Source organism: Kitasatospora sp. NPDC096128, assembly GCF_040303105.1.
In the GTDB taxonomy this organism is placed as follows: domain Bacteria; phylum Actinomycetota; class Actinomycetes; order Streptomycetales; family Streptomycetaceae; genus Kitasatospora.
This window is the reverse complement of record NZ_JBEOSP010000024.1, coordinates 42,100-66,239: the sequence shown is the minus strand read 5'-3', so window position 1 is coordinate 66,239 and position 24,140 is coordinate 42,100. Positions and strand designations below refer to the sequence as shown.

The 24,140-nt window shown below is 72.9% G+C and carries 19 protein-coding genes; 1 reads left to right on the top strand and 18 read right to left on the bottom strand.

Annotation, left to right across the window (positions count from 1 at the left end):
- Nucleotides 1-200: 200 nt before the first annotated feature.
- The 15 genes from ABTY61_RS25430 to ABTY61_RS25360 form a co-directional block, all read right to left on the bottom strand.
- The gene (locus tag ABTY61_RS25430; protein WP_350507369.1) at nucleotides 201-2,777 is read right to left on the bottom strand and encodes a hypothetical protein; all 2,577 of its coding nucleotides are present in this window, start codon (nucleotides 2,775-2,777) and stop codon (nucleotides 201-203) included.
- Between the two features lie 259 nt (nucleotides 2,778-3,036).
- Complete coding sequence (locus tag ABTY61_RS25425; RefSeq protein ID WP_350507368.1) at nucleotides 3,037-3,636, bottom strand: hypothetical protein; 600 nt, start codon at nucleotides 3,634-3,636, stop codon at nucleotides 3,037-3,039.
- Between the two features lie 241 nt (nucleotides 3,637-3,877).
- The gene (locus ABTY61_RS25420; protein WP_350507367.1) at nucleotides 3,878-4,912 is read right to left on the bottom strand and encodes a PstS family phosphate ABC transporter substrate-binding protein; all 1,035 of its coding nucleotides are present in this window, start codon (nucleotides 4,910-4,912) and stop codon (nucleotides 3,878-3,880) included.
- A gap of 317 nt (nucleotides 4,913-5,229) precedes the next feature.
- A complete protein-coding gene (locus tag ABTY61_RS25415) occupies nucleotides 5,230-5,634 on the bottom strand; it encodes a hypothetical protein (RefSeq protein ID WP_350507366.1) in 405 nt (134 codons plus the stop codon).
- Nucleotides 5,624-6,127, bottom strand: a complete 504-nt coding sequence (locus ABTY61_RS25410) for a YegP family protein (RefSeq protein WP_350507365.1) — start codon at nucleotides 6,125-6,127, stop codon at nucleotides 5,624-5,626. Before ABTY61_RS25410 ends, ABTY61_RS25415 begins: the two co-directional genes overlap by 11 nt.
- A 161-nt stretch (nucleotides 6,128-6,288) precedes the next feature.
- Nucleotides 6,289-8,097, bottom strand: coding sequence for a sensor histidine kinase (locus tag ABTY61_RS25405; RefSeq protein WP_350507364.1), 1,809 nt, complete (start codon nucleotides 8,095-8,097; stop codon nucleotides 6,289-6,291).
- 68 nt (nucleotides 8,098-8,165) lie between these two features.
- Nucleotides 8,166-11,648, bottom strand: coding sequence for a thiol reductant ABC exporter subunit CydD (cydD, locus tag ABTY61_RS25400; protein ID WP_350507363.1), 3,483 nt, complete (start codon nucleotides 11,646-11,648; stop codon nucleotides 8,166-8,168).
- A gap of 4 nt (nucleotides 11,649-11,652) precedes the next feature.
- Nucleotides 11,653-12,690: a cytochrome d ubiquinol oxidase subunit II gene (cydB, locus tag ABTY61_RS25395; protein WP_350507362.1), complete on the bottom strand. Its 1,038-nt coding sequence runs from the start codon at nucleotides 12,688-12,690 to the stop codon at nucleotides 11,653-11,655.
- A 30-nt stretch (nucleotides 12,691-12,720) separates the two neighbouring features.
- Nucleotides 12,721-14,265, bottom strand: coding sequence for a cytochrome ubiquinol oxidase subunit I (locus ABTY61_RS25390; RefSeq protein WP_350507361.1), 1,545 nt, complete (start codon nucleotides 14,263-14,265; stop codon nucleotides 12,721-12,723).
- A 345-nt stretch (nucleotides 14,266-14,610) separates the two neighbouring features.
- Nucleotides 14,611-15,978: an oxygenase MpaB family protein gene (locus tag ABTY61_RS25385; protein WP_350507360.1), complete on the bottom strand. Its 1,368-nt coding sequence runs from the start codon at nucleotides 15,976-15,978 to the stop codon at nucleotides 14,611-14,613.
- Nucleotides 15,971-16,552, bottom strand: a complete 582-nt coding sequence (locus ABTY61_RS25380) for a Uma2 family endonuclease (protein WP_350507359.1) — start codon at nucleotides 16,550-16,552, stop codon at nucleotides 15,971-15,973. Before ABTY61_RS25380 ends, ABTY61_RS25385 begins: the two co-directional genes overlap by 8 nt.
- Nucleotides 16,553-16,769: 217 nt before the next feature.
- Nucleotides 16,770-18,281 carry a sensor histidine kinase gene (locus ABTY61_RS25375; RefSeq protein ID WP_350507358.1) on the bottom strand — a complete coding sequence of 504 codons (1,512 nt, stop codon included), beginning with the start codon at nucleotides 18,279-18,281 and terminating at the stop codon, nucleotides 16,770-16,772.
- A gap of 11 nt (nucleotides 18,282-18,292) precedes the next feature.
- The gene (locus ABTY61_RS25370; RefSeq protein ID WP_502895433.1) at nucleotides 18,293-19,081 is read right to left on the bottom strand and encodes a response regulator transcription factor; all 789 of its coding nucleotides are present in this window, start codon (nucleotides 19,079-19,081) and stop codon (nucleotides 18,293-18,295) included.
- A gap of 229 nt (nucleotides 19,082-19,310) precedes the next feature.
- Nucleotides 19,311-19,787, bottom strand: a complete 477-nt coding sequence (locus ABTY61_RS25365; protein ID WP_350507357.1) for a carboxymuconolactone decarboxylase family protein — start codon at nucleotides 19,785-19,787, stop codon at nucleotides 19,311-19,313.
- Nucleotides 19,788-19,935: 148 nt separating this feature from the next.
- The gene (locus tag ABTY61_RS25360; RefSeq protein ID WP_350507356.1) at nucleotides 19,936-20,709 is read right to left on the bottom strand and encodes a GbsR/MarR family transcriptional regulator; all 774 of its coding nucleotides are present in this window, start codon (nucleotides 20,707-20,709) and stop codon (nucleotides 19,936-19,938) included.
- 249 nt (nucleotides 20,710-20,958) lie between these two features.
- On the opposite strand from ABTY61_RS25360, the gene ABTY61_RS25355 reads away from it, so the two are divergent.
- A complete protein-coding gene (locus ABTY61_RS25355; RefSeq protein WP_350507355.1) occupies nucleotides 20,959-21,795 on the top strand; it encodes an alpha/beta fold hydrolase in 837 nt (278 codons plus the stop codon).
- Between the two features lie 257 nt (nucleotides 21,796-22,052).
- Here the strand turns inward: ABTY61_RS25355 and ABTY61_RS25350 are convergent, their stop codons facing one another.
- The 3 genes from ABTY61_RS25350 to ABTY61_RS25340 all read right to left on the bottom strand — a co-directional run bounded on the left by ABTY61_RS25350 (nucleotide 22,053) and on the right by ABTY61_RS25340 (nucleotide 23,950).
- Nucleotides 22,053-22,505, bottom strand: a complete 453-nt coding sequence (locus ABTY61_RS25350; RefSeq protein WP_350507354.1) for a DUF3995 domain-containing protein — start codon at nucleotides 22,503-22,505, stop codon at nucleotides 22,053-22,055.
- A gap of 96 nt (nucleotides 22,506-22,601) precedes the next feature.
- Nucleotides 22,602-22,832: a hypothetical protein gene (locus tag ABTY61_RS25345; protein WP_350507353.1), complete on the bottom strand. Its 231-nt coding sequence runs from the start codon at nucleotides 22,830-22,832 to the stop codon at nucleotides 22,602-22,604.
- 29 nt (nucleotides 22,833-22,861) lie between these two features.
- Nucleotides 22,862-23,950 (bottom strand): protein-L-isoaspartate O-methyltransferase family protein, encoded by a 1,089-nt coding sequence (locus tag ABTY61_RS25340; RefSeq protein WP_350507352.1) that lies wholly within the window; start codon nucleotides 23,948-23,950, stop codon nucleotides 22,862-22,864.
- Nucleotides 23,951-24,140 lie beyond the last annotated feature (190 nt).

Here is a 24,140-nt window from a genome sequence, read left to right as displayed (position 1 = left end):
GCGAGCGGCGCCGGCGGCGCGGTCCGCGCAGGCGACGCGGCCCACCGGGGCTGCCGGAGCCGCCGGAGCCGACAAGGGCCGGACCGAATCCGGCCACCCGTTTCGACCCGGATCAATTCATTCCGACTACAGGGGAGTTGGTGAGGGCGACCGAGGGCCCGACGGGACCGGGACGGCGGGCCCGCCGAGCCCTCGTGCCCTCAGGGCCGACGCCGCAGCCGCGACCAGCCGCTCCGCAGCCCCGCCAGCGTCCGCTCCCCGGCCGGTGTGCCGCCCAGGATCAGCGCGGCCGGCCCGCCGACCAGCAGCACCAGGCCGCCGATCAGCGCGACCGGGAGGAGCAGCCGGGCGGCGCCGGAGCGGTCCGCCGCCGGCGTCCCGGCCGCGACGGGCGCGGCGCTCAGCGACTTGCCGGGCGCGCTCGGCGAGGCGCTCGGGGCCTTCCCGCCGGCCGCGGCCGCGGCAGCCGCGCCGGTGCCACCGGCCGCCGCGGCGCCGGCCCCGAGACCGCCGGTCGAGGCCTCGCCGGAGCCGCCGCCGGTCGTGCTGTCGCCGGCCGCGGCGCTGACCGGGGCGGCACCGCCCGCCGGGCCCGTCGGCGAGGTGCCCCCGGCCGTACCCCCGTCGGCGGGGGTGACGGCCGGCGGGTTCGGCGGTGCGGCCTGGTTGCCGGGCAGCTTGGCGTCCTGCGTCTCCACGTGGGTGGCGGCGTCCGCCGCCTGGGCCCGCTGGGCGCTGGTGAGCGCCAGGAAGCCCGGCGCCAGGTGGCCGGGCTCGTTGCCGTAGACCTGGCCGCTGGTCGTGGTGGTCCGCAGGAACCTCGTGATCGCCGCCGCCTTGTCGGCCGGGACGCCCTGGGTCGGCACCATGGCGTACTGCACGGTGGTCAGCGGGTAGGTCCGCTGGTCGCGCGAGTAGGCCGTGTCAGCGGTCCCGTACGGCAGCGACTGCACACCGGTCGAGGCGTCGACGGTCATGTCGGCGACGGCGGCCTGGAAGCCGGTGGTGCTCGGCGAGACGTAGGCTCCGGCCGGGTTCAGCAGTTGGGCCTCGGGGAGGGAGTAGGCCTTGGCCTGGCCGGTGTCCATGATCGAGAACAGCGTCCGGGTGCCGGGCTCCATCGGCACGCAGGCGTCATGGCCGCCCGCGCCGTTGAGCGTCGCCTGGATGCAACTGGGCTTGTTCTGCAGGGTCCTGCGGACCAGGTCGCCGAGCCCCGAGGTGACCGGGTTCCACTCGAACTCGCGCCAGTGCTGCTCCTCGTTCGTGGGCTTGGGCTTGTCGATCCCGGACGAGTCCTGCCGGATGAAGGTGTCGACCGGGTACCCGGAGAACGCGGGCCGCAGGTAGTAGGTGTCGATGTGCATGCCCCACGGGTCGGGCTCGCCGTCCAGGAACCGCGCGGCGTCCGGGTCGGCGGCGATCCACGAGGTCAGCTGGTGGACCAGGTCGGTCGTGCCGCCCACGACGGTCGGGGCGAACTCGTTGACGTTGCAGAACTTCGGCCACTTGAGCCCGGAGGAGTCGGGCAGCGGGTTCAGCGCCAGGAACTCCGGGTCCGCGAAGACGCAGGTCGGGTTCCCCTTCACCGAGGCGACGGCGCCCTTCGGCGAGTAGGACTGGGTGAGCAGCTTCGCCAGCAGCCGGGCGTTCAGCTTCATGTCCCTGATCTGGCGCCCCGTCGCCGGGTCGTCGACCAGGAAGACCACCGACACCCCCGAGGTCGCCAGCGGCGCATAGACGTACGGGCGCGCCGGCGGGTCCGTGTCCGGCCGCGCCGTCAGGGCCACGTCCGTCGTCCCGGAGAGGAAGCGGCTGCGGGCCTGCGGCTCGCCGCTGGCAGACAGGTACTGGAACGACAGCGGCGAGTCGCCGATGCACAGGCCGGCCCGCCACTTCTGGATCGCCCGGTTGGCCATCTCCAGCCCCTCGGAGACGAACGCGGGCGCCTGCGAGTCGCAGGCGGCGGGCGTCGGCGCGAAGGACAGCGGGATCACCTTGGCGTTCGCCCAGGCGCACTGCTCACCGCTCGACATCCCGTTCATGGCGACACGGTTGAACACCGCGTCGGCCGCGGTGGTGCGGGAGCGCTGCTTGTCGACGGTGTGGTTCGCACAGTCCACCGTGTGGGCCGGGTTGGTGGCGCCGAGGCTGTCCCCGCCGTAGTTCGCCTCCACCACCAGGGAGCACGGATGGGTGGCGTCACAGCCCAGGTGCGGGCTCTGGTCCGAGGTGTACAGCTGGATGTCCGCGGCTCCGGAGCCGTCCGGGCCGGTCGGGGCGATCACCATGTTGCTCGGGAAGTCCGGGGCCGTCACCTTGGGGGCCTGCTGCTGGAAGCCCGCCGAGGCGTCCCCGCCGTACAGCGAACTGTCGTAGCAGTCGGTGATGTTCGGGTTCGCGCCCTGGCACTCGTAGATGCGCACGGCGTAGAAGGTGGTGGCGTCCGAGCGGTGCGCCGTCGGGCGCGGGTTGCCGACGCCGTCCACGGTCGGCGTGAAACCGCTCCAGGAGACCTGGACCACCTGGTTGGTGAGGTCCTTGGTCTGCGAGACGGTGATGCTCCCGGGCTTGCCGGGCGTCCCGGGGTTCTTCGGGTCGAACAGGGCCGGCCCCTGGACCGTCACGGTGGAGGACTCCGCCACCGCCTGCGGCCCGGCGCCCAGGCCGATCGGCACCACCCCGAGGGCCACCACCACCGACCACACCAGCGCGGCCGCCGGGAGGCGGCGACGCCACCACCCCGGATCCCTCCGGTCGGGCAGTCGGACTCTCATGGCGGGCACCTCCGTGCGAATCCGCGCCGCCCAGGAGCCGGCGCAAAGGGAATCAGGCATGCCGACGGCCGGGCACCCCCAGTACCCACCATTCGGCCAGCCGGATGTGTCCGGATCCGGTCGACCGGATGTACGAGAACACAACGCGGCGCCCCTGGAACGGAGTTGGGAACTCCCCTTGCGCACGAGCGGGCCCGCGCCGGAGCGCGGGCCCGTCGATCGGCCGGACAGGCCCTGATGCTCCCCGCGGAGCGCCGGATCAGCTGCCGGGGGTGTAGGACAGCGCGAGCGAGCCCACCGACTGGCCGCCGGTGAAGACCGTGGTGCCGAGCGCGGTGTCGAGGTACTGCGCCCCGGCCGCGTCCACCTGGAGGCTGGTGGCCGACAGGGTCTGGGTGGTGCCCGTGACACCCCGCTGGGTGAAGCCGCGCGGGTCCAGCAGCGCGACCGGCGCGGTGCCGCCGACCGGGACGCCCGAGATGTTCCAGGCCCGGACGCCGAAGTCGAGCTGCTTGAAGGCCACGTTCTTGCCGTTGTCGAGGTTCACGAACAGCAGCCCGCCGCCGAACTGCACGTGGCCGCTGAAGGCCCGGATGTTGGCGATGCCACCGGTGACCGGGAGGGTCGCGGTGAGGCCGCTGTCGGTGTCGTCCACGGTGGCCGAAGGCAGCGGGACGACGACGATGCCGTTGAGCGCGGTGTTGGCCAGGAACTGCTGATCGACGGTGATCACCGCGCTGCCGGTGGGCGCGGTGGTCGTGGCGACGGTGCCGTCGGCCGCGGCCGCACTGATGGAGCCGGTGATCCCGAGGACCACGGCCGCCCCGGTGGCAGCGAGACGGGCGCCGATTCTTGCCATGGTGAACTCCCTGGGAGAGGTGAGGTGGTGCGGTGGTGGCGGGTGGTCGGTGGGCCAGGTGGCCAGGTGGCCAGGTGGCCAGGAGTGCCTGGAGGCCGTGTCAGGACTCGGGAGGGTCGCGTTGCGGCCGACAGCGTCGGCCCTCCCGGGTCCGCCACGGCCGGCGGTCCGATTGGCCGGCGGTCCGATGGCCGGCGGCCAGGGGCACGAGGCCCGTGGCCGCCGGGTCGTACCGGGTCGGTCAGGAGTGGATGGTGCTGCCGCAGGCGCCGGCCGGCAGCGGCAGGAAGCCGAAGCTCTGGAGGTCGGCGGCCGCGGTGGAGCTGGTGCAGATCCAGCCGTTGGTGCCGAAGATGGCCTGCAGCGCGGTGCCGTGGGTGTCGGTGGCGACGAACTCGGCGTGGCGCAGGACGTTGTAGACCGAGCGGGCGTAGTTGGTGCCCGCGAAGGCGTCGGTGATCACCTTGTTGGTGGTGTCGACCGGGGCGACGCCGTCGACGCTGCGGATGGTCAGCGGGCCCTGAACGTCGTTGCCGCTGCCCCGGCTGTAGTACACCTGGCCGATGTAGTGGGCGACGGAGTAGGGGACCAGCGCGTCGGGGTCGTTCAGCGCGGTGTCGTAGCCCTGGTTCTCCTGGACGCCCTGGGTGACGCAGGAGTTGATGGTGGTGACGCCGAGCGTCTTCAGGAAGAACGCCCGGGTGCCCGAGTTGGCCTGCGGCAGGAAGGGCTTGATGGTGTTGGTCGACAGGCTCGGGTCGATCTGGTTCCAGGTGGTGACGTTGCAGTTGAAGATGTCCTTCAGGTTCTGCGTCGTCAGGTTGGCCGGCGCGTGGCCGCCGTTCTGGGCCGCCCAGGACACCGCGTCCGTCGCGTAGGCGACGAAGTCGAAGGTGTTCGGGTCGGAGGACTGCGGGTCGCGCGAGGAGCGGGCGAAGTCCACGGTCGCGCTGGTGTTGGCGTTCAGCGCGGCGATGCCGGCGCCGGAGCCGTTCGGGCGGGTGATCGAGGTGGCCCCGGTCTTGGTGGTGATCGGCGAGCTGCCGGTCGCGTCCCAGCTGTACAGGTGCGGCAGGGTGGAGCCGGAGCCCAGGGAGGCGTTGTAGTCGGTGGAGAACTGGTTCAGCACGGCCTGGGTGGTGTCCGAGCCGACGCCCACGATGTCCTGGGCGGCCGGGGTGCCGGTCGGGTCGGCGAGGGCCGAGCCGCCGGCGATGGTGACGAGCGAGGTCGCCAGCGCGGCGACGGTGAGCAGCTTGGCAGCGGTCTTACGCATGTTCCTCTTCCTCCGAAGGAGAGACGTACATCGCGTGAACCCGTGCTCCGGGGGGAGTTCGGGGCCGGGGGCCGTGTCTGCTGCGGCCGCTCCGGCAGTGCAGATCCTGTCGGGCCGGGAGGTCCCGTCGGAAGGGCGGTCGAGGGCGGCCGGGGAATGTCGACTCATCGGTTCGACGAGGTTTAGGCACTGGTCAGCGTGGACGCGACAGGGGTGGAACGGGGTGGACGAACCCGGTCGACGTTCTTCTCCAGGAGGCGGCTCGGGGTGTTGCCGGAAACCTCCGCTTCACCGGGGCAGCACGGACGGAGCACCGGCTAGAGCGGCCGGCGGCCGTCCCGTCCGGACCGCCGCAACTCCTGCCCCACCCACTGGAGTCCGGCCAGGAAGCCCTCGACGCCCGCCTGGCACTGGTCGCGCCGCAGGTAGCCGCGGGCGCTGCGGGCGACCGGGACGCCGCCGGCCGCGCCAGGGCGGGTGGTGCGCACCGGCAGGTGGGCGGACCAGACCCACTGGCGGCCCTCGGCCTGGACGGTCGAGCAGCGCAGTGCGGCCCGTTCGATGATCAGTTCGCGCACCGCTTCGGCGAGTTCCTCCTCGCTGCGGTAGGTCCGCACGCCGACGCCGAGCGGCCGCCCGTTGGCGGCGCGCAGCGCCCAGCCCACGCAGTGGTCGGCCGCGGGCACGATCAGCAGCCGCGGTCCGCGCCGCTCAGCGGCCATCGGGGCGTCTCGACGACACGGGCTTCCGGGGGAGTTCTCGCGTGGGCAGGTCGCGGGAGGGCAGGTCGCGGGACGCCGCCTCGCGCGCGGGCACCTCGCGTACGGGCGCCTCGCGTACGGGCGCCTCGCGCGGTGGCTGCTTGGCGAGCAGCACGACGAACCGGCGGAAGGCGTTCTGGCACGTCGCGTACCGCTCGTACGCGCGGCTGGAGCGCACTTCGGGCAGGCTGCGGGATCCGGGGATGACCCAGACCCATCCGATCCCGTCGCGGACATGGGTGATCCGCGCGGTCAGTTCGGCGGCGCCGACGCGCAGTCCGTCGAAGCCCCGCTCGGCTTCGCCGGGCGTCTCGAACAGCGCGGGGGTGATCGCCACCACCCGGCCGTTGGGTGCCTTCAGCTGCCAGCGGTAGCGCCCGTCCGGCGCGCGCTCGGCCCGGAACCCCCCTCGACTCGCCCCTGCTGCGGTGTGACCGCGGCCGGAACCGTCCACTGCCCCTCCGTCCAGTGGTACAGATCAGCACCGTCCCCTCCGGGACGGGAGCCAAGCTATGTGTGCACACGGAACCGCCGAAAGCCCAGAACGTTCACAACTTGCGCTGTTGGTCGGGAAGTTCTCCCTCGTTCAGCTTTCACCCATCGGTGTAAGGACCCTTATAGCCGGGCCGTCCAGCGGACCATGGCGCCCTTCCGGTAGGGCCCCCGCTCGTGCCAGGCGTCGCCGCCGAGGGCCTCGGCCCGCCGGGTGAGGTTGAGCAGTCCGCTGCGCCGGCCGCCCTGGGGGATGCCGACGCCGTCGTCGGTGACGGTGAGCAGCACGCCGGGCCGCCCGGCCCGGTCGAGCGACTCGGGGTCGCCGCCGAGGGGCCGGCCGGCGTCGTCCAGGTGGACGGTCGCGTCGACCTCCACGCCGACCCGGGAGGCGCGGGCGTGCCGCGCCGTGTTGGAGAGCATCTCGCGTAGGGCGGCGAGGAGTTGGCGGCCGGTGTTCTCGCCGACCAGGCTCTCGACCGGGCCCACGAAACTGACCGAGGGCTTGAAGCCGAGCGCGGCGGCGGCCTGGCTGGCCTCGCGCAGGACACGGGTGCGCAGGGTGTCGGGGGCGTCGCCGTGGCTGTCGTGCTGGAGGGCGTAGATGGTGGTGCGGACCTCCTGGATGGTGGCGTCCAGTTCGTCGACCGCGTTGCCGATGCCGACCTTGACCTCGGGGACGACGGACCGGCGGGCGGCGCTCTCCAGCATCATCCCGGTGGCGAACAGCCGTTGGATGACGAGGTCGTGGAGGTCGCGGGCGATCCGGTCGCGGTCCTGGAAGACGGCCAGGCGCTGCTGGTCGCGCTGGCCCTCGGCGAGCCGCAGGGCGAGGGCGGCCTGGGAGGCGAAGGTCTCGGCGAGCTGCTTCTCGGAGTCGGTGAAGGGCAGCGCGCCGCGCGAGCGCCAGACGCAGAGTCCGCCGAGCACCCGCCCGGCGGCGACCATCGGCACGGCCAGCGACGGGCCGAAGCTGCGGGCGAGCCGCATCACCACGGTGGGGTCACCGGACATGTCGTCGAGGTGGACGCTGTCGCCCTCCAGCAGCTGGGCGGCGAAGCTGTCCTTGGGCAGCAGCTCGCCGCGGACGAACTCGGCGGCCTCGCCGGAGGCGTGGGCGACCCGCATCTGGCAGTCCCCTTCGCCGACCGGGCCGGTGGGCAGCAGGATCATGCCGAGCGCGGCGCCCGCCAACTCCCGTACCTGTTCGGCGGCGACGGTGAGCGCGCCCTCGGCCTGCTCGGTGGAGAGCAGAGCGGTGGTGACGGCGGCGGCCCCGGCGATCCAGCGTTCGCGGCGGCGGCCCTCCTCGTACAGCCGGGAGTTCTCGATGGCGACACCGGCGGCCGCGGCGAGCGCGTGCACGACCTGTTCGTCCTCGGGGGTGAAGGCGCCTCCGCCCTTCTTCCCGGTGAGGTAGAGGTTGCCGAAGACCTCTTCGCGGATCCGGATCGGCACGCCCAGGAAGGTCTTCATCTGCGGGTGGTGCGGCGGGAAGCCGGAGGAGCGCGGGTCGGCGCCGAGGTCGGTGAGCCGCAGCGGTTCGGGGCGGTCGATGAGCGCGCCGAGGACTCCGCGGCCGGCGGGCAGTTCGCCGATCCCGGCGGCGGTGGCGTCGTCGATGCCGACGTGGATGAAGTCGGCCAGGCCGTGCCCGCCGGGGGCGATCACGCCGAGGGCCGCGTACCGGGCGTCGACGAGTTCGGCGGCGCCGGTGGCGATCCGGTGCAGGGTGGCGTGCAGGTCGAGTCCGGCCCCGATGGAGACCACCGCCTCCAGCAGGCGCTGCATCCGGTCGGTGACCGCGGCGGCCGACTGCAGGCGTTCCGCGACCTCGGTGACCAGGGTGTCCAGTCCGAGCGAGGCGATCTCGGGCACCCGGTGGGGGGTGGGCTCGGGGGCGGTCTCGGGGAGGTCCGGCGTGGGGTCCATGGAGAAAGCCTAGTTTGTACGCTTTTCAGCCGAAGGACGACGCAGCCGGGCGGTGGACGGTACGTCCGTCAGGCAGCCACCGCCTCCAGCAGCCCGTCCGCCTCCCGCTCCCGGCGCCACAGCTCGTGCAGCCGCCCGTCCGGGTCGGCGACCAGCTCGGACCAGCGGCCCCGCTCGGCGACCCGGCCGGCGTCCAGCACCAGCACCTCGTCCACGGTGCCGTCGTCCAGTCCGGCGAGCCGGTGGGTGATCAGCACGGTGGTGCGGCCCGCGGTGGCGGCCAGCAGGTCGGCGGTGAGGGCGTCGGCGGTGGGCAGGTCGAGGTGTTCGGCGGGCTCGTCCAGGACCAGCACGGGGAAGTCGGCCAGCAGGGCCCGGGCGAGCGCGAGGCGCTGGCGCTGGCCGCCGGAGAGGCGGGCACCGTGCTCGCCGACCATGGTGTCCAGGCCGTCCGGCAGGCCCTCGGTCCAGTCCAGCAGCCGGGCGGCGGCGAGGGCGGCGCGCAGCTCGTCCTCGTCCGCGTCGGGGCGGGCCAGCCGCAGGTTCTCGCGCAGCGAGCTGTCGAAGACGTGGGCGTCCTGGGCGCAGAGGCCGATCACCCGGCGGACGTCCTCGCCCGCGAGCGCGCGGCTGTCCACAGCCTGTGGACGACCGGCGGCGAAGGTGACGGACCCGGCGCCGGGCTCCAGGAAGCGCAGCAGTGCCTGGGCGAGCGTGGTCTTGCCGGAGCCGGAGGGGCCGACCACGGCGATCCGGCGGCCGGGCGCGAGGTCGAGGTCGACGCCGCCGAGCGCGTCCACGGCCTGCCCGGGGTGCCGTACGGTCAGCCCGCGCACCGCGACGGGCAGCGGCTGCGCGGGCAGCGCGGCCGGCTCGGCGGGCTCCGCCACCGGCGCGGGCGCGGTCAGCACCTCGTCCAGTCGGGCCCGGGCGGCGCGGCTGCGCTGGCGGGCCCGGACGGCGAGCGGCATCCCGGTGACGGCCTCGAAGGCGGCCAGCGGGGTCAGCACCACGACGGCCAGGCAGACCGGTGCGAGCGAGCCGCCGCGCACCCCCTGGATGCCGACGGCGGCCGCGCCGACCACGGTCAGCCCGGTGAGCAGGGCGATCAGCCCGGTGCCGAGCGCGGTGGTGGCGGCGGAGCGGGCGGCGAGGCCGGTGAGGGCGGCGTCGGCGGTGCGGACGGCGGCCAGCCTGGCGGGCAGCGCGCCGGCCACGGTGAGTTCGGCGGTGCCGGTGAGGCCGTCCACCACGGCGGTGGCCAGCCGCCCGCGGGCCGGCGCCTGGCGCCGCTCGGCGTCGGCCGACCAGCGGGCGGCCAGCGCGGGCACCAGCACTCCGGCGAGCAGCAGTCCGAGGCCGAGCACCAGCCCGGCGGAGGGCAGGAAGGCACCCATCGCGACGGCCGAGGCGAGCGAGACCACGGCCGCGACGGCGGCGGGCAGCCGCCAGCGCAGGTGGTGGTCCTGGATCGCGTCGACGTCGGCGACCAGCCGGGAGAGCAGGTCGCCGCGCCGGAAGGCGGGCAGCCCGGCGGGGGCGAGCACGGTCAGCCGGCGGTACACGGCGGCCCGCAGGGTGCCGAGGGTGCGCAGCACCGCGTCGTGGGAGACCAGCCGTTCGGCGTAGCGGAAGACGCTGCGGCCGATGCCGAAGGCCCGGACGGAGGTGACGGCCATCATCAGGTAGAGCACCGGGGGCATCTGGGAGGCCCGGGAGATGAGGTAGCCGGAGGTGGCCATCAGGGCGACGGCGCTGCCGAGGGCGAGCGCGCCGAGCAGCACGGACAGGGCCAGCCGGGGGGCGGCGGGCTCGGCCTCGGGCTCCTCGGGCCCGGCGGGAGCGGGGGCCGGCGCGCCGCTGTGGGTCAGCGGGGCGACGGACTGCTGCGGCTCGACCGGCGCTCCCGCCAGCCGGACCCGCTGGTCCGCGACCGCCAGCAGCGCGGGCCGGTGGGCGACCACCAGCACGGTGCGCGCCGGATCCTCGGCGAGGGTCCGGACGGCGGCCACGACGGCCGCCTCGGAGGCGCCGTCCAGGTTGGCGGTGGGCTCGTCGAGGAGCACCAGCGGCCGGTCGTCGGCGAGCAGTACCCGGGCGAGGGCGAGGCGCTGGCGCTGGCCGGCCGAGAGCCCGGCGCCGTCCTCCCCCAGTTCGGCGTCCAGGTCGGTGACGAAGTCGAGCGCGTGGGCGGCCCGCAGCGCCGTCCACAGCTGCTCGTCGGGGGCCTCGGGCCGGTAGAGCCGCAGGTTGTCGGCGATCGTCCCGGCGAACAGGTGGGGGTGCTGGGGCACCCAGGCGATCTGCCGCCGCCAGCTGCCGGGTTCCAGCTCGGCGAGGTCGTGCGTCCGCCCGTCGGCGGCGGTGATCCGGACGCTGCCCGCCTCGGGGGCGGTGAGGCCGAGCAGGACGGCCAGCAGGGTGGACTTGCCGGCTCCGCTGGGCCCGGTGAGGGCGGTGCTGGAGCCGGGGCGCAGGGTGAGCGCGGCGCCGTCCAGGGCGGGCAGGGCGCGGCCGGGGTGGCGTACGGTCAGGCCCTCGGCGGTGATCACGGCGCCGGTGAGGTCGGGGGCGGGGCGGGTGCCCGCGGCGGGCAGCGGGGTCTCCAGCACCCGGAAGATCTCGTCGGCGGCGGTGAGCCCCTCGACGCTGGAGTGGTAGAGCGCGCCGACCTGGCGGATCGGGAAGTACACCTCGGGGGCGAGGATCAGGATCAGCAGCCCGGTCTCCAGGTCGAGGGTGCCGTCGACCAGCCGGAAGCCGATGGTGACCGCGACCAGCGCCACGGACAGGGTGGAGAGCAGCTCCAGCGCGAAGGAGGAGATGAAGGCGATCCGCAGGGTGCGCAGGGTGGCCCGGCGGTAGTCGGCGGTGATCCGGGCGATGGTGGCGGCCTGGGCGCGGGCCCGGTTGAACACCTTGAGGGTGGGCAGGCCGGCCACGACGTCGAGGAAGTGGTGGGAGAGCCGGGAGAGGGTGTTCCACTGCCGGTCCATCCGGGCCTGGGTGGCCATCCCGATGAGCACCATGAACAGCGGGATGAGCGGCAGTGTCCCGGCGATGACCGCGGCGGAGGTCAGGTCGGCGCCGACGATCCGCAGCAGCACGATCACCGGGACGACCACGGCGAGCGCCAACTGCGGGAGGTAGCGGGCGAAGTAGTCGTCGAGGGCGTCGATGCCGCGGGTGGCGAGGGTGGTGAGCTCGCCGGTGCGCCGGCCCGCCAGGTAGGACGGGCCGAGCGCGGTGGCGTGGTCGAGCAGCCGGCGCCGCAGGGTGGACTTCACCCGGGCGACGGACCGGTGCGCGGTGAGTTCGGTGAGCCAGCCGACCAGCCCGCGGCCGACGGCGGTCAGGGCGAGCAGGACCAGCGGGGTGGCCAGTTCGCCGAGGCCGGCCCCGCGCTGGAAGGCGCGGACCACGATCTCGGCGATCAGGCTCGCCTGGGCGACCACCAGGGCCGCGCCCGCCCCGCCGAGGAGCACGGATCCGGCGAGGAAGGCACGGGTGGTGCGGGCGTGGGCGAGGAGTCGCGGGTCGACCGGCTGCATGGCGTCAGGCCTGGTCGAGCGGGGCGGCGGGCTGCTGGCCGGTGTGGTGCCCCGGGATGTGCTGGACGCCGATGCGCTTGCGGAACACCCAGTACGTCCAGCCCTGGTAGAGCAGCACCAGCGGGGTGAACACGGCGGCCACGATGGTCATCAGCTTGAGCGTGTACGGCGAGGAGGCCGCGTTGGTCACGGTCAGGCTCCAGGCCGGGTTCAGCGTGGACGGCATGACGTTCGGGAAGAGCGCCAGGAAGAGCATCGCGACCGCGGCCACGATGGTCGCCCCGGAGAGGATGAACGCCCAGCCCTCGCGGCCGAGTCGGTTGGCCACCAGGGCGCCGACCAGGGCCGCCACGGCGACGGTCAGGGCGGCCAGGCTGCGGCCGTTGCCGCTGTCCGCCTGGGTCCAGACCAGGAAGGCCAGGGCCAGGACGGCGGCGGCCAGGCCCGCGTACAGGGCGGCCCGGCGGGCCCGCTCGCGGATCTCGCCGACGGTCTTGAGCGCGGCGAACACCGCACCGTGGAAGGTGAACAGGGTGAGCGTCACCAGGCCGCCGAGCAGCGCGTACGGGTTGAGCAGGTCGGCGAGGCCGCCGACGTAGTTCTTCTGCCCGTCGATGTCCACGCCGCGGACGATGTTGGCGAAGGCCACGCCCCACAGGAAGGCCGGCAGCAGGGAGGTCCAGAAGATGGCCTCCTCCCAGTTGCGCTGCCAGCGGGCGCCGTCGCGCTTCGCCCGGTACTCGAAGGCCACGCCGCGGACGATCAGGCAGACCAGGATGACCAGCAGCGGGATGTAGAAGCCGCTGAACAGGGTCGCGTACCAGTCCGGGAAGGCGGCGAAGGTGGCGCCGCCGGCGGTCAGCAGCCAGACCTCGTTGCCGTCCCAGACCGGGCCGATGGTGTTGATCAGCACCCGGCGCTCGGCGGTGTTCCGGGCGAGCGGCTTGGTGAGGATGCCGATCCCGAAGTCGAAGCCCTCCAGGAAGAAGTAGCCGATCCACAGGACCGCGATCAGCCCGAACCAGACGTCGTGGAGTTGCATGTCAGATCCTCGAATCCCCTGCGGTGCCGGTCAGTACGCGAAGGCGAGCGGCTTGTCGGCGTCCTCGTCCGCGGACGGGCCGCGCAGCGACGGGTCCTTGGCCGGGGGCCGCTCGGTCACCACCGGCCCGGCCTTGGCGTACTTCACCAGCAGCCGGACCTCGACGACGGCGAGGATCGCGTACAGCGTGGTGAAGGTGACCAGGGCGCCGATCTGGGTGCCGATGCCGACGTTCGGGGAGACCGCGCTCGCGGTGGTCATCAGGCCGAAGACGGCCCAGGGCTGACGGCCCATCTCGGTGAAGATCCAGCCGAAGCTGTTGGCGATCAGCGGGAAGCCCATGGTCAGGATGCCGATCCGCCAGCTCCACTTGGTGAGCAGCGGCCCCATCTCCCGTGACGGGGTGAGCATCAGCCGGGGCACCTCGGTGTCGCCGGTGCGGAACTCGGGGCGCAGCAGGAACCTGCGGCGGGTGGTCCAGAGGCCGATCAGGGCGGCGACGAAGGAGGTCATCCCGAAGCCGATCATGAATCGGAAGCCCCAGTACGTCACGAAGACGCTCGGGATGTAGTCCTTGGGGTTGCCGCCGTGCGCGGCGGCCTCGGCGGCCGCGGTGTCGTTGATGCCGGGGACGGAGGAGCTGAAGTCGCTGTGGGCGAGGAAGGAGAGTATCCCGGGGACCTCCAGCTCGACCGAGTTGTGGCCCTTGCTGACGTCGCCGACCGCGAAGATCGAGAACGGCGCGGGCGACTGGGTGTCCCACAGTGCCTCGGCGGCGGCCATCTTCATCGGCTGCTGCTCGAACATGACCTTGCCGAGGGTGTCGCCGCTGAGCGCGGTGCCGGCGCCGAACACCACGGCGAGCACCAGGCCGAGCCGCAGCGAGGTGCGCATCACGGCGGTCTTCTTGGGGTCGGCGCTCGCGGGCCTGCGCTTGGCCTTCCAGAGGTGGAAGGAGGAGATGCCGACCATGAAGGCGGCGCCGGTCAGGAAGGCGGCGGTCAGCGTGTGGAAGACGACGGTGAGCGTGGTGTTCTGGAACAGCACCTTGGTGATGTCGGTGAGCTGCGCCTTGCCGGTGGCCGGGTCGATCGCGTAGCCGACCGGGTGCTGCATCCAGGAGTTGGCGGCCAGGATGAAGTAGGCGGAGAGCACGGTGCCCAGCGAGACCATCCACATGCAGGCGCAGTGGATCTTCTTCGGCAGTTTGTCCCAGCCGAAGATCCACAGGCCGATGAAGGTCGACTCGAAGAAGAAGGCGATCAGCGCCTCCATCGCGAGCGGGGCACCGAAGACGTCGCCGACGAAGCGGGAGTAGTCGGACCAGTTCATGCCGAACTGGAATTCCTGGACGATTCCGGTGACGACGCCCATCGCGATGTTGATGAGGAAGAGCTTTCCCCAGAACTTGGTCGCGTGGAAGTACTTCTCCTTGTTCGTACGCACCCAGGCGGTCTCCAGCCCGGCCACGACGGCGGCCAGGCTGATGGTGAGCGGTACGAAGAGGAAGTGGTAGACGGTGGTGACTCCGAATTGCCATCGCGCGATCGTCTCGTGAGCGATTGCCAGTTCCACGTCGCCCTCTCTCCCAACCGGCCCGTTTTCAGGGCATGTTCCGGACAAACTTCATCTATAGCCGTAGACCGTTGCACAAGCGTGCAAGCTTGTCCGCTTGTGAACGTGAACACGTTCACAAGCACAGTATCCACCATCCTTACGGGGGAACCGCAGGTGGGGTGGCGTTGACACCCGTGTGCGGTGCGTCACGGTCGGCGCAGGCGGTGCGCACAGTCTGCGGACCGGCCGGTGCCGGGGCAACGAACGAGCGGGCGGACGGCGCGGAGCTCTTGGCCGAACCGGCACTTGACAGCAGCACGCCCCGCTCGCGGCGGCGAGCGGGGCGTGCTGGGCGGTGGCCGACTACGGACGGCCGAGGAGCTGGGCGCCCGAGGTCGAGTCGGCGCGGGCCGTGAAGAACTCGGTGAAGCCGCCCACGAACTCCTCCACCGTGATCCGCCCGTCCGCGTCCGTATCCAACTGCCGGAAACCGTGCGACAGTTCGGCCGGGTGCACCCGAGGGCCGCCGAACACCGCACGGTACTCGTCGAACTCCAGGAAGCCGCTGCCGTCCGTGTCGGCCGCGGTGAACACCGCCCGCAACGCGGGCAGCAGCCCCTGCTCCAGGTACGCCTCGCCCCGGTCGCAGCCCGCCAGGGTCGCCGCCACGAATTCCTCCCGGCTCACCTCGCCGTCCCCGTCGGCGTCCATCGCCACCCGCAGCTGCTCCCACCACCCGTCGAAGGCCGCGTACACCCGGGCCTCGGCGGCCTCGTCCAACTCCAGCTGCCAGCACACGTTGTGGGCCATCGCCCGCAGGTCGTGCACGGTGATGACGCCGTCCCCGGTCTGGTCGAGCACCTCGCGGAAGAACCGGTCCACCCGGGAGCCCCGGGCGTCCCGGCGCTGCGGACGCAGCCGGCGCGGCGGGGCCTGCTCCTCCGGGGAGCGGTAGCGCATCCGCTCCGGGAGGCGCGGGACGACGACCCCGGCCCCGCGGTGCAGCAGCACGGACAGCAGCGCGCCCCGCCTCGTCCGGACCAGTCCGAGCCGCTCCCGTACGGCCGGCGGCAGGTCGGCCACGGTCAGCTCGCGGATCGCCTTGGCGACGATCACCCGGGTGATCCGCCAGCCGGCGTCCCCGAGGAACCACAGCCGGCGCGGGCGGGGGGCCTCGCGGACGATGTCGTTCAGGAGGTAGCGGGCGGCCGCGGTGAACTCCAGCTTCTCGGCGGTGTACCGGGCGAAGTAGCCGGGCAAGTCGGCGGCGCTCTTGGGGACTTCCTCGTCCGGCAGACCGAAGGCCGCGATCGTCTCCCTGAACTCCCGGTAGGCCGACTCCAGTTGCCCGGCGTCGTACGGGTCACCGCCGAGCCGCCGCATGGCGACCACACACTCGAACAGCGTCAGCAGCACCCACACCCTGGTCGCCGCGTCCCGGGCGTCGTACGCCTGGCCGTCCGGCATCTCGCCGCGGATCCGCTTGTGCGCCCGCTCCAGCCGGGCGACCTCGCGGCGCAGGGCGTCCGCGTCCTGGTAGAACAGCCGCCGCCCGCTCCCCAGGGTGTGCTCGACCCGCCGCCACGGGTGCGCCCGGTAGGTGGAGTGCTCGTGCATCCCCGCCCCCACCACCGGATCCGCGGCCTGGATGATCAGCAGCCGCCAGGCCACCAGGGCGATCCGCCACTCCGAGAGGTCCCGCTTGAAGGAGGCGGGAGTCGGGTCAGCCACGGGGCTCTCCGGTGATCTCGGGACCGATCACGAAGCCCTTGGCGGGCCCCTCCGGGATCACGGCCTCCTTGCCGTACGGGATCCGGGCTGCGTACTCGTACGCGCGACGCTCGCGGTCCGGCCCGGTGAGGACGGTCACCATTCCGCCGTCCTCGTAGTCATCGATGATCACGTAGACCGGGATACCCGCGGCCGCATAGGCACGGCGCTTGAGGACATGGTCGCGCTTGCGGGCCTCGGCACCCGGCGAGACGGTCTCGGCAACCATCGAAACACCTGCGGCCAGCACGCCAACGCCTTCGGGGTGCTCAATGTCGTCGGTGTCGTCCGGCGCCACGAAGACGTCCGGGATGAACACCTTCAGATCGGCGATCACGTTGCCGTCCTGCGCCGGCCCGTAGCCGGTACCGCTCAGATAGTCGTGCAGAGCCCGACCCAGCCGCCTGTTGATGCCGAAGTGGCGGGTCCCGCCAGTGGGTGACAACGTGATCGTCCCCTCGATGATCTCCGCGCGGAAGCCCTCGGGCACATCCATGGACTTCCATGCCTGCCACAGCTGCTGGTCCAGGTTCACGACGGTCTCCTCGACTACGAGCGCGCTCACGAGACACCTCTTTCCCGTCCAGTGTGGTCAGCCCGTGCGAGCTCGCACAAGCAACGGCTGCACGGTCGCACGCGACCGAGGGGCCGACCGAGTGAACGGCGGCAGGTTCACCCGATCGGGGCGTTTGGCGCCCGGAAACGCCGGGTCTCGGCGAGCTCGGCAGCCGAGCTGACGAGTCGCCAAGGACTCAGGAGACCCGGTCGCCGTTCGTGGGCAGCTCGACCCGGAACGTGGCACCGGCGCCCGGCGAGGTGTCCAGGGTGAGGGTGCCGCCGTGGGCGCGGGTGAGGGCGGTGGCGATGGCGAGGCCGAGTCCGCCGCCGCCGCCGTTGTCCCGGCTGCGGGAGGCGTCGACCCGGTAGAAGCGGTCGAAGACCCGCTGGGCCTGCTCCTCGGTGAGGCCGGGCCCGGCGTCGGCGACCTCCAGCAGGCAGACCCCGTCGGGCCCGCCGCCGACCCCGATCCGCACCGGGGTGCCGGCCGGGGTGTGCTTGACGGCGTTGCCGACCAGGTTGGTGACCACCTGCCGCAGCCGCGCCTCGTCGCCGAGGACGGGCGCCGCGCCGGGTGCGCCGGTGCCGGCCGGGCCGGTGAGCGCGACCGGGCGGCTGGGGTCGAGCGCGGTGAGGTCGTGCAGGGCGTCGGCGGCGAGGGTGCGCAGGTCCATCGGGGCCAGGTCGAGCGGGCGTTCCTCGTCGAGCCGGGCGAGCACCAGCAGGTCCTCGACCAGGGTGCCCATCCGGACGGCCTCGCTCTCGATCCGGCTCATGGTCCGGGTGACGTCCGCCTCGGTGGGCAGCGCGCCCATCCGGTACAGCTCGGCGAAGCCCCGGATGCCGGCCAGCGGGGTGCGAAGTTCGTGCGAGGCGTCGGCGACGAAGCTCCGCATCCGGGCCTCGGACTCGGCGCGGGCCGCGAAGGCCGCCTCGATCTGGGTGAGCATGCCGTTGAGCGCGATCGACAGCCGTCCGACCTCGGTGCCGGGGGACAGTTCCGGCATCCGGTGCGAGAGTTCGCCGGCGGCGATCCGGGCGGCGCCCTCCTCGATCCGCCGCAGCGGCCGCAGTCCGGCCCGGACGGCGAAGAAGCCGAGCGCGGCGATCAGCAGCAGGACGCCCCCGCCGATGGCCAGGAAGGAGGTGCTCAGCCGGCCGGTGGTGGCGTCGACGTCCTCCCGGGAGACGGCGACCATGACGTAGGTCGGGGTGGCGGCCGGCGAGGCGTACGCGCCGATCCCGGGGACGGGCGCGCGCGGCGCCTGGAGCGGCAGCACCAGAACCCGCCAACTGTGGTGGCCGCGCTGGTCGGGCAGGTCGAAGGGGGTGTCCGGGGCGGTCCGAGTCGGGTCCAGTCCGGCCAGCTGCGGTGCCGGGTCGCTGTCCGAGAGGGGCTGGCGCAGGGACGTCTGGACCTTGCCGTCCGAGGACAGCCACTGCACCAGGTACTGGCTGGGCAGGCTGATCCGGCGCCCGGTGACGACCGGCTTCCCGCCCCCCGGGGTGGCCAGCTGCATCGGCGCCTTGCGCGACAACGGCACGCCGTAGCGCTGGAGTTGCTCATCCAGCTGCTCCACCAGCTGGGCCCGTACGGTGCCCAGCACGAAGGTGTCGCTGACCACCAGCCCGGTGGTCACCAGCGCGAGGGCGAGGACCAGGAGCCGGGCGCGCAGCGACAGCCGGGAGGTGAAGCGGGTCAGCACGGGCGGGCCGGTCAGCCCTGCGGGGGACGGCGCAGCGCGTAGCCGATGCCGCGCACGGTGTGGATCAGCTTGGGACCGTGCGCGGGGCCGGAGTCGAGCTTGCGGCGCAGGTAGGAGATGTACGACTCGACGATGGAGAGGTCGCCGCCGAAGTCGTAGGCCCAGACGTGGTCGAGGATCTGCGCCTTGGACACCACCCGGCCGACGTTGGCCATCAGGTAGTGCAGCAGCTTGAACTCGGTCGGGGAGAGCGCGACCGGGGTGCCGGCCCTGGTCACCTCGTGGGCGACCGGGTCGAGGCTGAGGTCGGCCACCAGCAGGCGGCCGTCCTCGGCGGGGCCGCCGGCCCGGCGCAGGATCGCCCGGATCCGGGCGATCAGCTCCTCCAGGCTGAACGGCTTGGTGACGTAGTCGTCCGCGCCGGCGGCCAGGCCCTGCACCTTGTCGCCGACGCCGTCCTTGGCGGTGAGGAACAGCACCGGCAGGTGGTCGCCCGGGTGCCCGTGCGCGGGCCCGGCTATCCGGCCCCGGTTGGTGCGCTCGCGCAGTTTCTCGACGACGGTGAAGCCGTCGAGGTCGGGCAGCATCACGTCGAGGACCACCAGGTCCGGCCGCTCGACGGCGATCAGCTCCAGCGCCTCGGTCCCGCTCGCGGCGGAGGCGACCCGGAATCCGGAGAAGCGCAGCGAGGCGGCGAGCAGTTCGCGGATGTTCGGCTCGTCGTCCACGACGAGGAGGAAGGCCTCGCCCTGGCCCCCGGCCACGGCGGGGCCGCCCGGTGTGGTGACAGTGCCTTGCACGGGGGTTTCGCCTCCCGGTCGGACGATGACGTTCAGCATGAGGCTAGCCCCCGGAGGCTATGCGGCATGGATGAATGTTGGATTAACACCTTAACGGTCGGTTTTTGGGCGCCAAGCCCCCAGGGGTGGGGCTCGGTGGTGTGCGTACCGGCTCCCCTCTCCTGCGCGGCCGCAGACGGCGGCGGGCGGCCGGACGGAGGCTCCGTCCGGCCGCCCGCGCGGTCCCCGCTCAGTGCTGGGCGAACTGCCCCGGCCGGTAGTCGCCCGCGGGCTGGCGGATCATGACGTTGCCGCGGTTGAACGCGTTGATCAGCGCGATCACGCAGACCAGCGCCGCGAGCTGCTCCTCGTCGTAGTGCTTCGCCGCGTTCGCCCACGCCTCGTCCGTCACCCCGCCCCCGTCGGCCAGCCGGCTGCCCTGCTCGGCCAGCTCCAGGGCGGCCCGCTCGGCGTCGGTGAAGACGGTGGCCTCCCGCCAGACCGCCACCAGGTTCAGCCGGGTCGCCCCCTCCCCCGCGTGCACGGCGTCCTTGAAGTGCATGTCGGCGCAGAACCCGCAGCCGTTGATCTGACTGGCCCGCAGCCGCACCAACTCCTGGGTGGCGTACGGCAGTGCCGAGTCCGCGATCGGCTGGTGCGCGGCGATGAGGTGCTTGAAGACCTTGCCCATGACCGGGCTGGCGAAGGGGTTCAGTCGGGCTTCCACGGTGTGCTCCCTCGGGTGCGCTGGTACGTCCTGCCGGTGTTGCCCTCTATGACCGGGCAGCCGGGCCGGGCGTGACAGGGTGCGGATGTGGTCCGCGTCACCCGTGGCGTGGTCCGTTGGCGTCGCCCCTTCGTGCCAGCCATCCGCGTCAGCCGTCCGCGTCAGCCGGTCCCTCGGAACCGTCCGGCTCCGTGCCTTCGGGCTCGGCGTCTTCGGGCCTGCTGTGGAGGACCTCGCGGCCCTGCTCGGCGGCCCGGGCGATCGACTCGGAGACGAAGTCGAGGAAGCGGGCGATGTTCTCCAGCCGGTTGCCGGCCGGGGTGCCCGCGCCGAGGACGCCGACGCCCTGGCGGGTGGTGTCGACCAGCTGGGCGGTGGTCTGGGCGCTGACCATCATCGCGCGGTACCAGATGTCGTCGTCCACGAAGTAGCGCTCGCGGCGCCGCTCGTCGCGCTCCCGGGACACCATGCCCTGGCTCTCCAGGAACGCGATCGACTTGGAGATGGTCGCCGGGCTGACCTGGAGGCGCTCGACCAGCTCGGCGGCGGTGAGGCTGCCCGCGTCGGTGATGTAGAGGCAGGCGAGCACCCGGGAGGTCATCCTGGGCATGCCCGACTGCATGATGACGCCGGTGAACACCTCTTCGTAGGCGCGCACCGCCTCGGCGTCGCGCCCGTGCGGCTGCGGGGCGGTGTTCGGCTCCTGGGGCGCGGACTGCCGCCGGCGCTGGGCCCGGTGCCCGGTGGCGCGGTGGGCGAGATCGGCGCGGTAGGTGGCGGGGCCGCCGTTGCGCATCACCTCGCGGGTGACGGTCGAGGTCGGCCGGTCGAGGCGCCTGGCGATCTCCGCGTACGCGAGGCCGTCGGCCAGCCCCAGCGCGATCTGCTGGCGTTCCTGCTGGGTGAGTCTGCCTCCCGGCATCGCGGCCTCCTCGGTGATCCGTGGTCTCTCCGCACAACATAGCGTTCATCCTCAATCCATTGCAACGAAGGACGGTGGGGCCGTTGCATTCCCGGCAGATCCGTTGCAATGATTTCTGGCCCACCACCTGCAAAGATGCGGCCACGGCGCAATCTGTGCGTTGCCATCTTGATGAACGCAACGTAGCTTTTCCTTCATCAGAAAGCAGCGGGCCAAAAAGGGCCCGCCGCCGGAGAAGGAGAAGAAACCATGCGGACGCCCACCATCACCGAGACCCCCGCCGGCGCCGCCGCCTTCGACGTCCCCGCCTGGAGCGGCACCGTGCGGGTCGACGACACCGCCCTGGCCGTCAGCGACACCGGCGGCACCGGCACCGCCGTGGTCTACCTCAACGGCTCCTACGCCGACCAGTCGCACTGGCGCCGGGTGGTCGCCGACCTCGGCGACGGCTACCGCCACATCCGCTACGACGAGCGCGCCCGCGGCAAGTCCGCCACCGCCTCCGACTACTCCTTCGAGGCCACCCTGCGCGACCTGGACGCCGTCCTGGACGCCCGCGGCGTCCAGCGGGCGATCCTGGTCGGCTGGTCCTACGGCGCGATGATCGCCGTGCACTACGCCGAGCGGCACCCCGAGCGCGTCCTGGGCGCGGTCTCCGTGGACGGCGCGATGCCGGTCGAGCCGCTCGACGACGCCGCCAAGGCCAAGGTCCGCGGCCTCTTCGCCCGCCTCAGCCCGCTGTTCCCGGTCTGCCGCCGCCTGGGCCTGGCCGCCCGGATGAGCGCCGTACAGCACGCCGAGATCAACCTCGAACTCATCGACCTGTCCGCCCCCGCCGCCTTCCTCCCCGTCCTCGACCGGCTCACCGTCCCCACCCGCTACGTCCTGGCCACCGGCGGCAACCTGGGCGCCGACGAGAAGACCATCGAGGGACTGCGCGCCGTCATCACCGACGTCGCCGCCGACCACCCGCACATCCGGATCGCCGCCAAGGTGCCCAGCAACCACTCCAAGATCCTGCGCAAGGACCACCGGGCCGTCGCCGCCACCGTCCGCGAACTCGCCACCGCCCCGCGGACGGTGTGAAAGCCGACCGCGGAACCGGGATTGACCTCGAACGCCCCGGCCGGACCGGGCTGAGCGCGCCGATCCGGCAGAAGCCGCCCGCCGCGGGCATCGACGTCCCGTAGCGCCCGCGGCTGATCAGCGGACCCGGACGGCGTCGCGGATCGCCACCACCTCGGCGGCGAGGGCGTCCAGGTCGATGTCGGCCGGCTGGACCGGGGACTCGCCGACGTCCTGCGCCATCGGCCTGGAGCACCCGGCGTAGTGCCGGACGTCCGTCAGCGTCGACGCCCCCAGCGGCGACCGAGGGCGGCGAGGCCGAACAGCAGCCCGCCGACCAGGAAGAACGGCTCGTAGAGAAACGTCGCGAAGCGCCCCATCGCGTCGAAGTCGGCCGTCGTCCGGGAGCCGGCGGCGAGCGCCAGCCAGTCCGGGACGGACGGCAGCGAGTGGACCAGCAGGACAGCGGTGATGCCCCAGAGCGCGATGCCGAGCAGCCGTGCCTGCAGCCGGACGCCCCACGGCCGGACGATCGCCAGGGCGAGCACGGCGGCGACGGCACAACCCGGGATGGCGAGGACGTCGATCACCAGCAGCGGGGTGTTCCCGGTGACGGACAGCCCGTCCGGCAGCCCGATCCGGCCACCGATCAACCAGTACAGGTGGACGAGGGAGAACGCGGCCGACCAGGTGGCGGCGGCGTAGGCGGCGGGGCCAAGGGTTCGCTTCATGCCTCCACGGTCGCCGCGCGGGGGCGGCCACCGAATCGTCCCGTCGGCCCGACCCCCTCCCCTCCCCGGGGGAGTGGGGGTCGTCCGTACCGTCCGTCAGGAGCAGTCGGAACGGTAGGCGAAGGGCCGGCCCGGGCAGTCGGGACACTCGAACAGGTAGACGCCGCCCATGTCGCCGATCATGAGGCCGGGCGGGCACTGGATCCGCGCCCGCTCCTCGTACGGGAGGTCCCAGATCCCGCCCTCGGCCGGGGTGTCCTCGACCGCCGGCCAGGTGCGCCAGGGCCGGCCGCGCAGCGCGCGCGGTCGGCCCGTAAACCCTTGCATCCGAACGCAGTTGGCCCGTCCGATCGGGGTCAGGGCAGGATGTTCCCGGGCTCGTCCAGCCATGGACGGTGTTCACCGGCCACGGTCACGGTCATGCCGAGCCGGGTGAGGTCGGGCCTGCCGCTGTGGACCCACCAGCCGTGCGCCGCCGTCACCTCGTCCCACAGTCCGCGCGGGCCGGACTGCGACACGGCGTGCGGCCCGTCCCAGTCGGCGAAGCGGCAGTGGGCGTACGACTCCCCGTCCCAGATCTCGGCGCGGCCGGTGCCGAACCGGTCGTAGCCGGTCCACACGTCCCTACGGAACAGGCCAGGAATCCGCAGCCCGATGGCGAACGCGGCATGGGTCTGCTCGGCCACGTCCGCCGGGTCGATCCCGGACGCACTGCGCCGGATGTCCTCGATGTCGAACTCACCACTGTCGGGGCGCTGGTCGCGCACCCACATGAACGACACGTCCTCGACGAACGGACCGCTCGCCGACTGCCCGTCCTCGGCCACTGTGAGACGCAGCAGCGCACCGTTGCAGAACGGTGTGCCGTAGGGCACCAGGATGACGCCGCCGGGGGCCGTCTGTTCGATGATCGCCGACGGAAGCCGCTGGACGGCCGCCGTGAAGTGCACCCGGTCGAACGGGGCGCCCTCGGAGTGGCCGAGCGTGCCGTCACCGGCGAGGACCGTGGGCCGCAAGTCGGCGGCGTGCAGCCGATTCCGGGCCAGACTCGCAAGATCCGGGTCCAGCTCGATGCTGATCACGTTCTCCGCACCGATCCGGCCGGACAGCAGCCCCGCCGTCCAGCCGGTACCGGTGCCCAATTCCAGGACCCGCATGCCCTCGGCCACGTCCAGGTGCCGGAGCATCTGTGCGACCACGGTGGGCATGGAGCTGGACGAGGACGGGATGTCGGTCCCGTCGTAGACCTGCGTCACCAGAGCCACGTCCGATGCCACCAACTCGGCCCAGCGATCCGCGTGTTCGGCGCGGTCGATCCACTCGCCCCGGTACCGAATCCGGTCCGGGGTGAACAACTCACGCGGAGTGCTGCGGAACGTCTTCTCCCAATCGGCCGACAGCGCCCCGGACTCCCGGAGCACGTCGGCCAGCCTGTCCCACGTCATGGCTTCCCCTACGGCTTCGACGGCTTGGGCAAGTTGGTGGGCGGCGCATCCCGCCGGCCGTCGTGCGGCGCGGTGTCCGGCTTCCCCGAGTGGCCACCGCCGCTGCCCCCACCGGCCTTGCCGGGGCCGTCCCCGCCCGATCCTCCGCCGTGCTTTCCCATGTGCGTTCCCTCCTGCGGATGGACTCTCC